Raw genomic sequence first — 15,540 nt, 5'->3', positions numbered from 1 at the left:
GTCGCGCGCGGCGGCGCGTCGCTGTGGGGCACGCCGCGCAGGGCAGGGGCGCGCGACGCCGCGTTCGTCAACGGGATCGCCGCGCACGCGCTCGAGCTCGACGATGCCGGTGGCTGCGATCATTCGGGCGCGGTCGTGCTGCCGGCCGTGCTCGCCGCGCTGTCATGCACGGACCGTCCAGTGACAGGTCGGGAGTGCGTGGCGGCGATCGCACTCGGCTACGACGTCGGCCGGCGCGTGCTGGAAGCAGCCGGCGGTTACTCGGCCCACAACGGTGCGGGCTGGCACTCGACGCTCAGTTGCGGCGTGTTCGGCGCGGCAGCGGCAAGCGCACGCGTGCTCGGACTCGACGCCGCGCGCACGCGCGACGCGCTCGGCCATGCAGCGAGTTTCTCCGGCGGCCTGTGGGGTTTCATCCACGATGGATCGCAGACGAAGCGGCTGCATGCCGGACGTGCGGCGGAAGGCGGCGTGCTCGCAGCGCTGCTCGCACGCGAAGGCGTGAGCGGCCCTGCAAGGGTATTCGACGACGTGTGGGGCGGTTTCTTCAACACGTTCGCCGCTCAATCGCATGCACCCGACGCATTGACCGACGGCCTCGGTGCACATTGGAAGGTGATGCGTTGCTCGATCAAGCCGCACGCGTCGTGCCGCAGCGCGCATGCTGCAGTCGACGCGGCGCTGCAGCTTGCGGGCGGCCGCACGTTCGAGGCCGATGAAATCGAACGGGTGATTGTGCGGGCGAGTGCCTTCGTTGTCCGGATGTGCGGTGGCCGCGACCTGTCGACGCTGTCGTCTGCGCAGATGAGCCTGCCGTACGCGGTTGCGGCGGCATTTGCGTACGGCGACACGGGGATCGGTGTTTATCGCGATGACAGGCGCACAGATTCGCGCATCACGGCGCTGCTCGCGCGCATCGCGATCGAGATCGATCCGGCGTTACGCGATCTCGACGAGCCGACGGTGATCCTGTATCGCGCGGACGGACGGTGGGAATCGCGTCACGTACGGATCGCGCTCGGCGACCCGCGCAATCCGCTGTCCGATGCGGCGCTGTTGGCGAAGTTTCGTGCGCTGGCGGGTATGACGCTCGAGCGCGCGCGGGTCGATGCGTTGAGCGATAGGTGCCTGGCGCTGGAGCGGGAAACTGATGCGCGTGTGTTGAATGCGCTGCTTGCGGGGTGATGTGGGAGTCGAGGCGGGGGCGAAAAGGTATTGAATGGTGCGGGTGTCGCCGCTGAGATCATGAATGCAGGAGCACTGATTAAAGTTGACGTAATGGAATCTCTCGTCGGACCGCATGCCTGCATCTTGGCGGCTTGTCGCGAGCATCCCGAACGTAACCGAGCCCGTAAGGGCAACTTTTGGGGCATTTGGGCGAGAAGCTGCTCGCCGTCCATGTGCCATAGGGCATTGCGACCGAGATTAGATTGCCGCTGAGCCAAATGTGGGTAGCATTGTGGGTAGGAGGCCATCTATAACTGCGGGAGTCTTACCTGGCGCGTCTCCGCGGGTGATGGTTGCAGTCTGCTGCCTTCCGCCATTCAACGCATCCCCGACTCACCGGATCTACCGATCACCCCCCGGCATATCGCTCGACAGCCGGGCCGCGACCGCACGCGCGGCCAGATCGAGCAGGAAACCGAGCACGCCGATCACGAGGATCACGGCCGTCAGCTCCGAATACGCGAGCCGGTCGCGCGTGTCGAGAATCAGGTAGCCGAGCCCCGCGCTCACGCCGAGCATTTCCGCCGGGACCAGCACGATCCACAAGATGCCGATCGCGAGGCGCACGCCGGTGAGCACGTGCGCGGCGATGCCCGGCACGTAGACGTGCCAGAGCATTTCCGCGCGTGTGGCGGCAAGGCTTTCGCCAAGCTGGACCCAGCGCCGGTCGAGATGCGCGACACCCGATGCGGTGCTCATCACCAGCGGCCACACCGCGGCGAAAGCGAGCAGGAAATACACCGCTCGATCGCCGACGCCGAGCGACATCACCGCAAGCGGCATCCACGAAAGCGGCGAGATCATGCGAAGAAACTGCAGCGTCGGCGACAGCGTCCGTTCGAGCCAGCGCAGACGGCCGATCGCGAATCCCAACGGCACGCCGACCACGAGCGCCCACGCCAGCCCGACGGCGATGCGCCTGAGGCTGGTCGCCGCATGCACGAACAGCTGGTCCTCGGTGACGAGCGACGGCAGCGCTTCGAACGCACGCTGCGGCGCGAACTGCGCGGCCATCGCGTTGTGGCCCGCGAGCAGCGTGACGGCGAGCCACCACAGCGCCAGGGCGGCCGCCAGTCCCGCACCGCCCAGCACGATGCTGCGCCAATGCGCGGATGCGGGCACCGGACGCCGCGCCGCCGCCGACGTTTCCCGAACGAGCACGCTAGACAACGATCGTCTCCTTGCGTGCATAGCCGCCATCCTGACCGAACGCCGACAAGCCGCCCAGCGCTTCGATGCTCTTTTTCACGAACCGGTCGTCGACCAGATCGCCGGCGACCCGTTTCGGGTCGAGCGACGCGAGGAACTGGCTCGCGCCTTCCACCTGGGTCGTCTTCAACCGGCGCACGAGTTCTTCCGTATAGCTCGGATACGGATACGGCTGGAAGTCGATGCGTTTCACGCCCCAGTTCGCGTGCTGGATCGCGCGATCGCCGAGATAGCGCCCCTGATCGGCTGCTTGCGGCGCGAGCACGCGTGCGAGCAGTTGCGAAGGATGCGGCGTGTAGCGGTTCGGGCCTTCCTTCGACAGCAGCCTGGCCGCCTCTTGCGGATGGGCGCGCGTCCACAGCTGGGCGTTGACGATCGCATCGACGACCTTCTGCGACCACGCCGCGCGTTGCGTCAGGTCCTGCTCGTGCATGAAGATCACGCAGCACGCGTGGTTGCGCCACACGTCGCCGGTGAAGCGGAGAATCTTGCCGACGTTCAACTGCTCGGCGGCCGCGTTGAACGGCTCGGCGACGATATATCCGGCGATCTTTTTCGACGCCAGCGCGGGCGGCATGTCGGACGGTGCCATCACGACCAGGTTGACTTCCTTCGGCCCCGGCTGCCCCGACTGCTTGAGCACGGGCGCGAGACCCTGCGCGCGCAGCAGGTCCTGCAGCACGACGTTATGCACCGAATACCAGAACGGCACCGCAACCGTCTTGCCAGCGAGGTCCGCCACGGTGTTGATGTCGGGCGCAACCGTCAGCGCAGAGCCGTTCACGTGATTCCATGCGACGACCTTCGCGGGCGCCTTGCTGCCATAGCGCGCCCACACGGTCATCGGCGACAGCAGATGCACGACGTTGACCTGTCCCGACAGAAACGCCTCGACCAGCTGCGCCCAGCTTCGCAGCAGCGTCGGCTTCTCCGCCTGGATGCCGGCCGCGTCGAAGTAGCCGTTGTTGTGTGCGACGAGCAGCGGCGCCGCATCGGTGATCGGCAGGTAGCCGATGCGCACGGGCGCATTCGGATCGGCTGCCGCGCGCGCGTCGGATGCTTTCAGCAGCGGCGCCGCGCCCGCGACGGTAAAGAGCGACGCGAGCTTCAGCCATTCGCGTCGTGACATCGGTACGTTGCACATGAGGATTCCCCGCGGGTATCGGCCGGATTCAGGCGGCTGCCGAAATCGAGTTCTGCAGCGCCTGGAGAATGGAGATGCGCAGCTCGCCGAGCGAGCGCACTTGCGTGTGCCGCGGCTGCGGCAGTTCAACGGTCCAGCGTCCGACCAGCGTGCCGCGCTTGCCGAGCAGCACGATCCGATCGGCGACGAGCAGCGCTTCGTCGATATCGTGCGTGACGAGAAGCGCAGACGCGCCGGTGTTGCGCACCGCGGCAATCAGGAGCTGCTGCATGTCGGCGCGGGTCACTTCGTCGAGCGCGCCGAACGGTTCGTCGAGCAGCAGCGCGCGCGGCGCCCGCGCCAGGCAGCGCGCCAGCGCCGCGCGCTGTGCCATGCCGCCCGACAACTGCGAAGGCAGCGCGTGCCGTGCATGGTCGAGCCCGACGGCGGCCAATGCGTTCGTCACGCGTTCCTTGCGGTCTGCACGTGTCAGGCGCGGTTGACGCGCGAAGGTCAGCCCGAACCCCACGTTCCGCTCGACCGTGAGCCACGGCAGCAGGCACGGGTCCTGAAACGCGAGGGCGACCTCCGGGCGCGGGCCGTCGACGGGCTCGCCATCGACGCGAATCGTGCCGGATGCGGTTCTCGTCAGGCCGGCGATGGCCCGCAGCAGCGACGACTTCCCGCAACCGCTCGGCCCGAGCAGCGCAACGAGTTCGCCGGGCGCAACCGACAGGTCGACGCCGTTCAGCACGCTGCGCGATCCGTACCGCAACGTGACGCCGTTCGCGACGATGTGCGCGCCTTGCGTCATGCTGCCGCCGCCCGTCGATGCCGCGCGAGCTGCGATTTCAACTGCACGAGGCTCGGCGTCACGATCGGGATGAACGACGCTTCGCGCACGCGCCGCGCGCTGCCGCTCTGGCCGCGCAGATAGCCGCGCCCTCCGGTCGCTTGCACTTCGAGCGAGACCGCCTGCGAGACGGTCTCGACGAGCGCGATGCGCAGTTCGAACATCGTCGCGGGCGCGTGGAGGAAGGTGCCGTCGAGCACACCGCGCTTCAACTGCGCGGCCTGATCGGCGAGCGTCGTTTCGAGTTCGCGAATTTCCTCGCCGATCGACGCGCGCGACGGCTCGCTGGCATCCAGCGTGGCGAGCAACGCGCGCCGCGCCAGCCCGATCGACATCCCGCATTGCAAGCCGAGAAACGCCGGGCGCACGCGCGCGAGCCAGGTCGGTGCGTCGGCCGCGAGGCGGTACGATTCGTCGAGGACGGTATCGCTCACGCGCAGCGCGGCCGTATTGCTCGCGCGCAGGCCGATCAGGTCGAGATCGTCGCTGCGCTCGACGCCCCGCGCGTCGTGCGGAATCGCGAAGACGGACGGCGGCGTGCCGTCGTCGTGATCGAACGCGGCGGCGGCGATGAAGCCTTCGCGCCGCAGGTTCGTGATCCACGGCAGGCTGCCGTTCAGCACGAACGCGTTGCCGCTGCGGGCCGCATGCATCTGCAGCGGCTCGATGTCGGACAGATACTTCATCGCGTTCGAAAGACCGGTGGCGCCCGCCACTTCGCCGTCGAGCAGCGGCGTCAGCCAGCGCGCACGGAGCGCGTCGTTGTCGCTCTGCAGTACGTATTCGATGAAGGTGCGATGCCCCCACAGCACGAATGCGGCCGTCAATGAGCGTTGCGCGACGCCGGCCACCGTGTCGATCGCGTCCGCGATCGTGCCGCCCGTGCCGCCCATGACCTCCGGCACACCGACGGCGACGGTGCGCGAGCGCACCAGCTGCGGCAGGATGTCCGCCGCCCGCGACGGGTCGACGTCGAGCGCGTCGGCATTTGCTTCGAGCCATGCGTCGAACGCATCGGAGCTCGCCGGCGCGGTCATGCTGCGCGCGCCGTCGGCTCCCAGCGATACGCTTCGAGCTGCGGATTCAGTTCGTTGCGCGCCAGGTTGTTCGCGAAGTTGCAAAGCGTCGCGAGGCTCACGCCGAGTACCACTTCAAGCGCGCCGGCATCGCTGTAGCCGGCCGCCTTGAACGCGGCGAGCGCTTCGTCGGACACGGCGCCGCGCGTCGCGATCACGTCGCGTGTGAACGTGGCGACCGCATCGAGGCGCGCGTCGGACAGCGGGCGCTGGGCGCGGACCTCGTCGACGAGCGCGGCGGGCAATTGCGCCTTCTTCAGCGCGACGGCCGTATGGCCGGCCACGCAGAAACCGCAGCCATGAACGGCGGCGGCGGTGATCTGCACGATTTCGCGCTCGGCCAGCGTGAGGCCGCTGCGTGAATTGATTTCACCGACGGTCAGGTACGTTTCGAGCGCAACCGGTGCATTGGCGAGTGAGGCTACGAGATTCGGCAGGAAGCCGTTGGCGGCTTGCGACTTCTGGAGAAACGGGCGGCTGGCTTCGGGCGCGCTTTCGACGGTTTGGAGGGGCAGGCGGCTCATGGCATCCTCGATCGGAAAGCCGTCATTGTTGGCGGCGCCGGTCGAGCCGGCAATGCGCGGCCGTCTCTGTTTCATGCGCGTTTGTCTTGCGTCAATGCACGGGTGTCGCGCCGGTGCGCTCCGGGGCGCGGCGGCAGGTGCCGGGCGGCAGGCCGGTGACGCGCTTGAATGCCTGCGCAAAGGCGGATTCCGACTGATAGCCGACATGCTCGGCCGTGCTGAGCGTGGATGCCCCCTGCCGCAGCATCTCGGCCGCGACCTTCATGCGCAGCAGCGCAAGGAACTGCGCAGGCGGCTGTCCGCATGCCTGCGCGAACTGCTTGCAGAAGCGCGCGCGGGACATGTGGCAAAACGCGGCCATCGTGTGCGTGGTCCAGTCGTCGCCGGGTTTCTCGATGATCGCGCCGACGAGCGGCGTAAATTCGGCGCGCCGCATGACCGACCACAGGCCCGGCGCAAAATCGTCGCTGCTCGCGACGGCACGCAGTGCATAGAAGAACAGCGCATCCGTCAGACGATTGACGAGCGGCGACGGTGCATCCTGGGCACGCGCCGCTTCGGTGCGGATCAGGTCGAACAGCGTGCGCGCGCCCGCCAGCTTCGCGTCGTCGTGGCGCGCCAGGAGGTGATCGGGCATCAGGCCCGCGATCGCGTCGCCAAGATCGGAACGAAACTCGAAGAAACCGCATGCCAGCGCGACGTCGCCCGGTGACGACGCAGGCTCGGCAAGCGGCGTCATCGTGCCGATCCGTACCGTGTATTCGTCGTCGGACGGCGCAACCGCGTCGGGCGTCAGGCAATGCGTCATGTCGTGCATCAGGAACACCGCGTCGCCGGCGACGAGGCGCGTGCTTTGCGCGGCACGGCCGTTCCGGGCGGGCAGGTGCAACCAGCATGCGCCTTCGAGCACGAGGTGGAAGCTCGCGCGCTGATGGCCGGCCGTCGATGCGCGATAGACGCCGCAATACCGGCCCACGTGAAACAGCGTGCTGCGCAGTTCGAGTCCGGAGAGCAGCCAGTCGGCGGCCTGTTCGGCGGAGTTCGGCATGGTGGGCGAAGGCGGGAAAGCCATTGGGAAGTCGACGGCGGGTTCCGAGCTTAGCGCCGCGACGTTGCGCGGTAAAACAAGCGATCGTGGAATGCATATGGGCGTGCGGCATATGCGTTCTTCGGTGGCCGGCGTCGGCCCGGCCGAGCCGGATTGCCGATCGGCCCGCCCGGGCGGCCGCGATCGATAAAACTTGATCGGTAGAAGCACTAAAGCTTCAATGATTTTTTTCCGGGCTATAGTGGAATCACTGAAGGTAGACGCGGCGTGCTTTGCCGATACCGTTCAGGTAATGACTGTAGACGGGTGCTGCATGAAAAATAACATCGACAAGACCGCCGGGCCGATCTGGGGCGTGGCTGCAGGATTGCTTCTCGCGGCCGCAGGATTGAGTCTCGGCATATTCCCGACGTCCCTGCACGGTTCGGGTAGTGCAAACGACTTCATGGCGTCCGGTGCCGCGATGCTGGGCATCTTCCTCGTCGTCTATTCCACGCGCGAATTGCGCAGGAAGCGCATGCACTGAGCGGTCGCGCGTCGCGGGTTCACGAACAGCGACGCGAGCCGGCCGCCGGCCGGGGCATGCGCTCGTCCGTCGCGCGCTACGCCTTGCGGATTTCGTGTTGATGGACGAGTTCGACGATTCGCTTCGTCGGAATGCTTGCGCGCAATCCGTCGACGCCGTCGATCGGAAACCACTTGCATTTCTCGATCTCGTTGTTCGCTTGCGGCGTCTGGTCCGGGCCGACTTCCGCGAAGAACACGTGATGGATCTTTGCGAGCCCGGTGAACTGCATCGAATAGACGAGCGTCTGGCCGGTTATGCCGGTTTCTTCGGACAACTCGCGATGCGCGGCTTCGAGCGGCGATTCCCCGCGCTTGATCGTGCCGCCGGGAAGGGCCCAGCGCGACGCCGCGCGGGCGACGAGCAGGACTCGTTCACCGCGGTAGCAGACGACAGTCGCGCGTTCCTTGACGGGGACGGCGGGCGTCTCGGGGGTGTTGTTGGGGGCGGGAACTCGGGGCATGTCGTGATTCTAACCAGCACAAATCGATCGGCCAAGGCGGCATGACCGGGTTTGACCTTTGATCGCCGCCGACACGGGGTCGATAACCCCGGGGCACGTCGAAAGCGTAGTTCGGCGTGCGCGTCTCGTGGCGTGTGACGTGTGGCTTGTGCCGCGACGGACGCCCTTGCGATGGCGGGCTGGTGCCGGTTCACGACGTGGTGGCTGTCGTGCGTACGCTGCTGCAATTGTCCGATGCCGCGTTCGTACGGGAACCGGTGATGCCGGCGATAGCGGACGGGCGGTTCCAGGCGTGACGCGGCGCCGCGTGGAATCAGGGCAACGGGTGGTGCGAGCGGAATCGGCCGGTTGGCGATACGCCGATCGCGTTGCCCGCAACGAGAGCCGCGGGCGCCGGCCGGTACGACGCGCGGTGCGGCCCGTCTGGCGCACCGCGCGTCGTGCGGATCATCCGCTTACTTCTTTTCCGGCAGGAACCAGTTCATCACGAGCGCGCAGATGCCGCCCGTCGCCACGCCCGATTCCAGCACGTTCTTCAGTGCGTGCGGCAGGCTGTTGAGGATGTCCGGCACCTGCGACACGCCGAGGCCGAGCGCGAGCGACACCGCGATGATCAGCAGCGCGCGGCGATCGAGCTGGACGCCCGCGAGGATGTTGATGCCCGATGCGGCCACCGCGCCGAACATCACCATCGCCGCGCCGCCGAGCACGGGTTCCGGCACGGCCTGCAGCACGCCGGCGACGACCGGGAACAGGCCGAGCACCACGAGCATCCCCGCGATCCAGATGCCGACGTGGCGGCTAGCGACGCCGGTGATCTGGATCACGCCGTTGTTCTGCGCGAACACCGAGCTCGGGAACGTGTTGAACACACCGGCCAGCAGCGAGTTCGCGCCGTTGACGAGTACGCCGCCCTTGATCCGCTGCATCCACACCGGGCCTTCGACCGGCTCGTTCGAGATCTTGCTGGTGGCCGTGACGTCGCCGATCGCTTCGAGCGACGTGACGAGGTAGATGATCAGCATCGGCACGAACAGCGACCACGAGAAGCCGATGCCGAAGTGCAGCGGCGTCGGGACCTGGAACAGCGCGGCCTGGTGCATGCCGGTGAAGTCGAGGCGGCCGAGGAACGCGGCCGCGAGATAACCGATGACGAGCGCGATGACCAGCGCGGTGCTGCGCACCCACACGATCGGCACGCGGTTCAGCAGGATGATCGTGCCGAGCACGAGGCCCGAGAGCGTCAGGTTCTCCGCGCTCGCGAAGGTGCCGTTGGCCATCGCGCCGAAGCCCCCGCCCATGCTGATGAGGCCGACCTTGATCAGCGTGAGGCCGATCAGCAGCACGACGATGCCGGTGACGAGCGGCGTGATCAGGCGCTTCACGAACGGCAGGATGCGCGACACGCCCATTTCGACGAACGACCCCGCAATCACGACGCCGAAGATCGCGGCCATCACGGTTTCGACCGGCGTGCCTTGCTTGACCATCAGGCTGCCGCCGGCGATCAGCGGGCCGACGAAGTTGAAGCTGGTGCCCTGGACGATCAGCAGGCCGGCGCCCAGCGGGCCGAAGCGCTTGCACTGGACGAAGGTGGCGATGCCGGAAATCACCAGCGACATCGACACGATGAGGGTCGTATCGCGGCTGGACACGCCGAGCGCCTGGCAGATCAGCAGGCCGGGCGTGACGATCGGCACGATGATCGCCAGCAGGTGCTGCAGCGCTGCGACGAAGGCGACCATCGGCGCCGGCCGGTCGTTCGGGCCGTAGACGAGGTCGCGGGCCGCATCTGCGGCGTCGGCGCCATGGGCGGCGGGTTGGGCGGAGGAGGCGGGTTGCATGGCGAGCGGGCCGGACAAGGTGGAAAGTGCGGCATTTTAGCCGAACGGCCTGCCGCCGCCGCCGGGGGGCGCCGCAATAGCGGGAATTCGGCGGATCGGGAAAACGGTGGCGGATCGGCGCCCGGCCGGCCGTGACCGCGACGCCCGCCGGTCAGCGGGGCTGCCGCGATGCGCGCGCGGCCGGGTTGGCGGTCGCGGCGGTCGTCGCATGGAACCCGGGCAGCCCAGGAATCCGCTGCTCCATGAACTGCAGGAACGTCCGGGTCCTGAGCGGCAGATACCGGCGCGACGCATACACGAGGTGCAGCGCATGCGGCGGCACCATGTCCCACTTCGGCAGCAACCGGACGAGCTGCCCGCTGTCGATCAGGTCCTGAACCAGCCACGCCGGCCCGCTGCCCACCGCGTTCCCGGCGAGAAAGCATTCCCGCAGCGCCATCGAGCTGTTCACGCGATACCGGCCGCGCACCGGAACGGCGACCTGCTCGTCGCCGCGGGCGAATGCCAGTTCGTTGCCGATGTCCGCGCGTGCGTAGCCGACGTACTCGTGCCGCGCCAGGTCTTCCGGCCGGCGGAGCCTCGGTGCCTGCGCGACGTACTTCGGCGTGGCGACCAGCAGGCGGGGCGACGACGCGATGGGGCGCGCCACGGCATCCGGCGGCAGCAGATGGCCGAGGCGGATGGCGACGTCGACGCCTTCTTCGACCAGGTCGATCACACGGTCGGTCAATTGCAGCTCGACCTCGATCTCCGGCCATGCGGCGAGGAATTCGAGCACGAGCGCGTTCAGCCTCAGCTCGCCCAGCCCCATCGGCGCATTGACGACCAGCTTGCCGACCGGCCGCACCGTTTGCCCGCGCACCTCGGCCACCGCGCTCGCGTATTCGTCGATCACGCGCTTGCAGCGATCGTAGAACCGGCGGCCTTCGTCGGTGGGCGCGAGGCTCGTGGTCGAGCGTTCGAGCAGGCGGACGCCCAGTTCCTTTTCGAACGCGGCGACGATCTTGCTGATCGTCGGCTGGCCGGTGCCTTCCTCGCGCGCGACCGCCGAGAAATTGCCGAGCTCGATGGCGCGGACGAACACGCGCATGGATCGCAGCGATTCCATCTTATTCCTTCGGGGAATGAACCTTATTCAAGTCTCCCACGTTCCTGCGCAATGGAGAATGACCTAACGTTCGCGAACCTTCAATCCCTGACGAGGAGTCGACATGAACGAGGCAACGCAATCTTCGGCACTGGACGGTGCGCACGTCGTGGTATTCGGCGGCAGCTCCGGAATCGGTCTCGAGGCCGCGGCCGCCGCGAAGGCGAAAGGCGCGAGCGTCACGTTGGTCGGCCGGACCCGCGCGAAGCTCGAGGCCGCCGCGCAAGCGATCGGCGGCGCGCGCATCGCGGTGGCCGACATCGCGGACCGGCAGGCGGTGCAGGCCGTATTCGACTCGCTCACGCGCGTCGATCACCTGGTCGTCACGGCCGGCCGGTTCATTGCGGGCAAGCTGAACGAGACCGATCCCGATCAGCTGCTCGCCGCGCTGCAGGAACGTATCGCCGGGCCGGTCTACGCGATCCGGGCCGCGTTGCCGCTGATGCCGGCGACCGGCTCGATCGTGCTGACCGGCGGGCAACTGTCGGATCGTCCGTCCGCGCACGGCACGTCCGTCATAGCCGCCGCCGTGCGCGGCGTCGAGGCGCTGGCGCAGTCGCTCGCGCTGGAACTGAAGCCGATTCGCGTGAACGTCGTCGCGCCCGGATTCGTCGAGACGCCGCTGTACGACGCGTTCGGCGCGGAAGCGCGCGACACGATTCTCGCGGGTGCGGCGTCGGTTTTGCCAGGCGGCCGGGTCGGGCGCGCCGATGAAGTGGGGGAGGCGATCGCGTTCCTGCTGGGCAACGGCTTCATGAACGGCGAGATCCTGCACATCGACGGCGGCGGCCGGCTGGTCTGAGCCGCGTGTCAGCCTGCGGCGCGCGGGCCGGTGCGCCGCGCCGGCGGGCGTGATGTGTGGGGTGTGCGGGTATCCGGATACGCGCGCTGGCAGACGGCGATGACCGCATCGCGCAGGCGGCGATGCACGGGGTCGCCGTGCATGCGCGGATGCCACAGCGCGGAAACGAGGATCCCGGGCAGGCGCACCGGGATCTCGAAGCTGCGCAGCCCGAGGGCGTCCGTGAGCCCCGGCGAGAATGCGTTGCCGAGGCTCGAGCGCGGCACGAGCGCGATCAGGTCGGTGCTGGCCGCGACACGCATCGCATCCGGGTAGCCCGGTACGACGACGCGCACGGCGTCGCCCGGGCCAGCCCCGTCAGTCGGGTCGTCGGCCGGCCCGCCGAAATCGCCGAGCTGCGACGCGATCACCTGACGGCAGGCCGCATAACGCGCGGGTGTGATCCTGCCCGATGCGAACAGCGGATGCCCGGCGCGTGCCACCGCGACGTGCCAGTCGTGGAACAGCATGCGTGTGTGCAGTTCGGGGGCATCGTCGCCGCGTTTGCCGATTTCCAGATCGACGGCGCCGTCGCGCAGCGCTTGCGGATCGCGGTCGGGCTTCGGGACGAAGCGGACGCGCACCTGCGGCGCGATTTCGCCGAGTGCGGCGACCACCGGGCCGGACAGCATTTCCATGAACGATGCGGCCGCGCGGATGGTGAACGTGGACGCGTGCGTCGCCAGATCCACGTCGGCCGTCGCCGGCCGCAGCACCGCGCGCGCATCGGTTGCGATCGCGTGCACGCGGTCGCGCAACGCGGCTGCGTGCGGCGTCGGCACGAGCTTGCGCCCGGCGCGCACGAGCAGCTGATCGCCGGTGGACACCCGCAGCCGCGTGAGCGTGCGGCTCATCGCGGACGTGCTCAGGCCGAGCCGGCGCGCGGCGCCGGTGACGCTGCCTTCCGACAGCAGCACGTCGAGCGCGGTGACGAGGTTCAGATCGATGTCTTCCATGGCGACAGGATACGCCACCGCACGATGTGACATGGCGTTTGATGCAACTATGGTTTGAGTCGGGTGCGTCTGGCGCCTGTCTGGATGCGCACCTATAGTGGCTGCATGACGCAACCCGGCAAAGGTGGACATCATGCAATCGACTGTATCGAGTAAAAACGCACCGACGATCCTGCTCGTCGCGGCCTCGCGCGGCCTCGGGCTCGCGATGGCGGAGCAATTCCTGAGCAAGGGCTGGAGCGTCACGGGCACCGTGCGGGAAGGAGCGGGGCGCACGCGGCTGCACGACCTCGCCGACCGGTTCGACGGCCGGCTCGACATCGAGACGCTCGACATCTGCGAGCCGGCGCAACTGGCGGCGCTACGCGAGCGGCTGTCGGGCCGGCGCTTCGACATGCTGTTCGTGAATGCGGGAACGACGAACGAGCCGACCGAAACGATCGGCGAAGTGACGACCGACGAGTTCGTGCGCGTGATGGTCACGAATGCGTTGGCGCCGATGCGCGTGATCGAGACGCTGCAGGATCGCGTGACCGCGGGCGGCCTGATCGGTGCGATGTCGTCGGGGCAGGGCAGCGTCGCGAACAACGTCAGCGGGATGCGCGAGGTCTATCGCGGCAGCAAGGCCGCGCTGAACCAGTTCATGCGCAGCTTCGCGGCGCGCCAGGCCGATACGCGGCGTGCGATGGTGCTGATGGCACCCGGCTGGGTCCGCACGGAGCTGGGCGGGCCGGATGCGCGCCTGACGATCGAGGAAAGCGTGCCGAGCCTCGTCGACGTGCTGGTCGCCAAGCGAGCGCGCCCGGGGCTCGAGTATCTCGACTATCTGGGGCGGACGGTGCCGTGGTAATCGTTGCGGCGATGCAGCGCGCGGGTGGCGGCCCGTTGCGATCCGCCGTGCCGTGAACGGGGCACGGGTTTCGCCGGGCTTTTTGCGGCCCGATGCCGGCTCTGCGAAGACCGTGCGGATTCAATACAATGCGACGACAAGCCAGTGACACGGCGTTGCGCCGTCGCGTTCGAATCCCCCGGTTCGCCGCGCATCGTGTGCGTCCCCGTCGTGACGGCCCCCAGTCGAACACGGAGCGCAACATGAACGAACCCTACCTTCAGGTCATCGCGCATTTCTTCGCCAAACCGGGCAACGGCGACCGCGTGATCGAACTGCTCGCGGAACTCGCGCCGGCGACGCGCACCGAGCCGCAGAACCTCGACTACGCGTATTTCCGGTCGGCGGAGAACCCCGACCACATCGTGATCCTCGAACGCTACCGCTATGCGGACGGCCTCGACGTGCATCGGGATACGCCGCATTTCCAGCGGATCGGTGTCGGCGCGATCTTTCCGTTGCTCGATCGCCGCGACGTGTTGCGCTTCATGGTGCAGCCGGACACCGGCACGGCGACGTCGCCGGGAGGTGCCTGATGAACCCGTTTCAATTCCGCACCGTGCCGACGCAGGTCGTCGAATTCGGCGCCGCGCGCCGGCTCGGCGCGTTGTTGCGTGAACGCTTTCCGGCGCTCGTGCGGCTGTGCGTCGTCACCGATGCGTTCCTGCATCGCAGCGGCGTGCTCGCGCCGGCGCTGGAGAGCCTCGCCGCGCACGGCTGGCAGGTCACCGTGATCGACGACGTGATCGCCGATCCGCCCGAGCACGTGGTGCTCGACGCGACCGAGCGGGCCGTCGCGGCCGATGCGGAGATCGTGCTCGGCCTGGGCGGCGGATCGTCGATGGACGTCGCGAAGCTGATCGCGGTGCTCGTGCCCGGGCAGCAGGCGCTGGCCGACATGTACGGCGTCGACAAGGTCACGAGCGCGCGGCTGCCGCTCGTGCAGATGCCGACGACGGCCGGCACGGGCTCCGAAGTGACGGCCGTGTCGATCGTCACGGTCGGCGAGGCGCGCAAGATGGGCGTCGTGTCGCCGCACCTGTTCGCCGACGTCGCGATCCTCGACGCCGAACTGACGCTCGGCCTGCCGCGCGCGGCGACGGCCGCGACGGGCATCGACGCGATGGTGCATGCGATCGAGGCCTACACGTCCGCGCGGCTGAAGAACCCGGTATCTGACATGCTCGCCGTGCACGCGCTGACGCTGCTGTCGCGCAACCTGCTCGCGGCGTGCGACGACGGCCACGACCGCCACGCGCGCGAGGCGATGCTGGTCGGCGCGATGTTCGCGGGGCAGGCGTTCGCGAATGCGCCGGTCGCGGCCGTGCATGCGCTGGCCTATCCGGTCGGCGGGATCTTCCATGTGCCGCACGGGCTGTCGAATGCGCTCGTGCTGCCGCACGTGCTGCGTTTCAACGCGCCGGCCGCCGCACCGCTGTATGCGGAACTCGCGGCGATCGTCGCGCCGTCGGCGACGGGCAGCGACGAAGCGCGTACGCACGCGCTGATCGGCGAGATCGACCGGCTGATCGCCGCGACGGGCATTCCGCGCACGCTGCGCGAGGTCGGTATCGGAGAGGGCGACCTGCCGAGGATGGCGTCGGACGCGATGCTGCAGACGCGCCTGCTGGTGAACAATCCGCGCGAGGTGACGGAGGCCGATGCGCTGGAGATTTACCGGCAGGCGTGGTGACGGGGCGGGCGTGCGCGTCGCGCCGCCCGCCATGCATTCACGTCGCGATGCGCGCGCCGCCCGCCGCGCGGGCCGTGCCGCG

General features: G+C 68.3%; 16 protein-coding genes. 6 read left to right on the top strand and 10 right to left on the bottom strand.

Features of this window, described 5'->3' with window-relative positions; genetic code table 11:
- The coding region (locus DPV74_RS31050) for an MmgE/PrpD family protein (RefSeq protein ID WP_162923182.1) at positions 1-1,185 on the top strand (1,185 nt) is incomplete at its 5' end.
- Between the two features lie 384 nt (positions 1,186-1,569).
- Here DPV74_RS31050 and DPV74_RS31045 read toward each other — a convergent pair.
- The 6 genes from DPV74_RS31045 to DPV74_RS31020 all read right to left on the bottom strand — a co-directional run bounded on the left by DPV74_RS31045 (position 1,570) and on the right by DPV74_RS31020 (position 7,060).
- Entirely contained in the window at positions 1,570-2,418 is an 849-nt protein-coding gene (locus DPV74_RS31045) for an ABC transporter permease (protein WP_119338573.1), read from the bottom strand.
- A complete protein-coding gene (locus tag DPV74_RS31040; protein ID WP_119338572.1) occupies positions 2,390-3,580 on the bottom strand; it encodes an ABC transporter substrate-binding protein in 1,191 nt (396 codons plus the stop codon). The genes DPV74_RS31045 and DPV74_RS31040 overlap by 29 nt, the downstream gene beginning before the upstream one ends.
- Positions 3,581-3,608: 28 nt before the next feature.
- The gene (locus DPV74_RS31035) at positions 3,609-4,373 is read right to left on the bottom strand and encodes an ABC transporter ATP-binding protein (RefSeq protein WP_119338571.1); all 765 of its coding nucleotides are present in this window, start codon (positions 4,371-4,373) and stop codon (positions 3,609-3,611) included.
- A complete protein-coding gene (locus DPV74_RS31030) occupies positions 4,370-5,449 on the bottom strand; it encodes an acyl-CoA dehydrogenase family protein (protein ID WP_119338570.1) in 1,080 nt (359 codons plus the stop codon). Before DPV74_RS31030 ends, DPV74_RS31035 begins: the two co-directional genes overlap by 4 nt.
- A complete protein-coding gene (locus DPV74_RS31025) occupies positions 5,446-6,012 on the bottom strand; it encodes a carboxymuconolactone decarboxylase family protein (protein ID WP_059694345.1) in 567 nt (188 codons plus the stop codon). Before DPV74_RS31025 ends, DPV74_RS31030 begins: the two co-directional genes overlap by 4 nt.
- A gap of 91 nt (positions 6,013-6,103) precedes the next feature.
- The gene (locus tag DPV74_RS31020) at positions 6,104-7,060 is read right to left on the bottom strand and encodes an AraC family transcriptional regulator (protein ID WP_060173179.1); all 957 of its coding nucleotides are present in this window, start codon (positions 7,058-7,060) and stop codon (positions 6,104-6,106) included.
- Between the two features lie 313 nt (positions 7,061-7,373).
- Here DPV74_RS31020 and DPV74_RS31015 point away from each other — a divergent pair, with 313 nt between their 5' ends.
- Entirely contained in the window at positions 7,374-7,586 is a 213-nt protein-coding gene (locus DPV74_RS31015) for a hypothetical protein (protein WP_027791181.1), read from the top strand.
- 76 nt (positions 7,587-7,662) lie between these two features.
- On the opposite strand, the gene DPV74_RS31010 is transcribed toward DPV74_RS31015, so the two are convergent.
- The 3 genes from DPV74_RS31010 to DPV74_RS31000 form a co-directional block, all read right to left on the bottom strand.
- On the bottom strand, positions 7,663-8,088 hold the full coding sequence (locus DPV74_RS31010; RefSeq protein WP_060085013.1) for an NUDIX hydrolase: 426 nt from the start codon (positions 8,086-8,088) through the stop codon (positions 7,663-7,665).
- Positions 8,089-8,543: 455 nt separating this feature from the next.
- Positions 8,544-9,932 carry a nucleobase:cation symporter-2 family protein gene (locus DPV74_RS31005; RefSeq protein WP_027791183.1) on the bottom strand — a complete coding sequence of 463 codons (1,389 nt, stop codon included), beginning with the start codon at positions 9,930-9,932 and terminating at the stop codon, positions 8,544-8,546.
- A gap of 151 nt (positions 9,933-10,083) precedes the next feature.
- Complete coding sequence (locus DPV74_RS31000; protein WP_060173180.1) at positions 10,084-11,040, bottom strand: LysR family transcriptional regulator; 957 nt, start codon at positions 11,038-11,040, stop codon at positions 10,084-10,086.
- A gap of 103 nt (positions 11,041-11,143) precedes the next feature.
- On the opposite strand from DPV74_RS31000, the gene DPV74_RS30995 reads away from it, so the two are divergent.
- Positions 11,144-11,881, top strand: a complete 738-nt coding sequence (locus tag DPV74_RS30995; RefSeq protein ID WP_119338569.1) for an SDR family oxidoreductase — start codon at positions 11,144-11,146, stop codon at positions 11,879-11,881.
- 8 nt (positions 11,882-11,889) lie between these two features.
- On the opposite strand, the gene DPV74_RS30990 is transcribed toward DPV74_RS30995, so the two are convergent.
- Positions 11,890-12,876 carry a LysR family transcriptional regulator gene (locus DPV74_RS30990; RefSeq protein WP_119338568.1) on the bottom strand — a complete coding sequence of 329 codons (987 nt, stop codon included), beginning with the start codon at positions 12,874-12,876 and terminating at the stop codon, positions 11,890-11,892.
- Positions 12,877-13,009: 133 nt separating this feature from the next.
- Between DPV74_RS30990 and DPV74_RS30985 the strand changes: the two genes are divergently transcribed.
- From DPV74_RS30985 to DPV74_RS30975, 3 genes are all read left to right on the top strand, one after another.
- Positions 13,010-13,726, top strand: a complete 717-nt coding sequence (locus DPV74_RS30985) for an SDR family oxidoreductase (RefSeq protein WP_119338574.1) — start codon at positions 13,010-13,012, stop codon at positions 13,724-13,726.
- Positions 13,727-13,968: 242 nt separating this feature from the next.
- A complete protein-coding gene (locus DPV74_RS30980; protein WP_027791193.1) occupies positions 13,969-14,301 on the top strand; it encodes a putative quinol monooxygenase in 333 nt (110 codons plus the stop codon).
- On the top strand, positions 14,301-15,458 hold the full coding sequence (locus DPV74_RS30975) for an iron-containing alcohol dehydrogenase (protein WP_119338567.1): 1,158 nt from the start codon (positions 14,301-14,303) through the stop codon (positions 15,456-15,458). The genes DPV74_RS30980 and DPV74_RS30975 overlap by 1 nt, the downstream gene beginning before the upstream one ends.
- Positions 15,459-15,540 lie beyond the last annotated feature (82 nt).

Origin of the sequence: Burkholderia sp. HAN2018, assembly GCF_024704855.1 — a bacterium.
Lineage (GTDB): Bacteria > Pseudomonadota > Gammaproteobacteria > Burkholderiales > Burkholderiaceae > Burkholderia > Burkholderia cepacia.
Note: the sequence above shows the minus strand (reverse complement) of the source record. Positions and strands in the feature narration are given on the sequence as shown.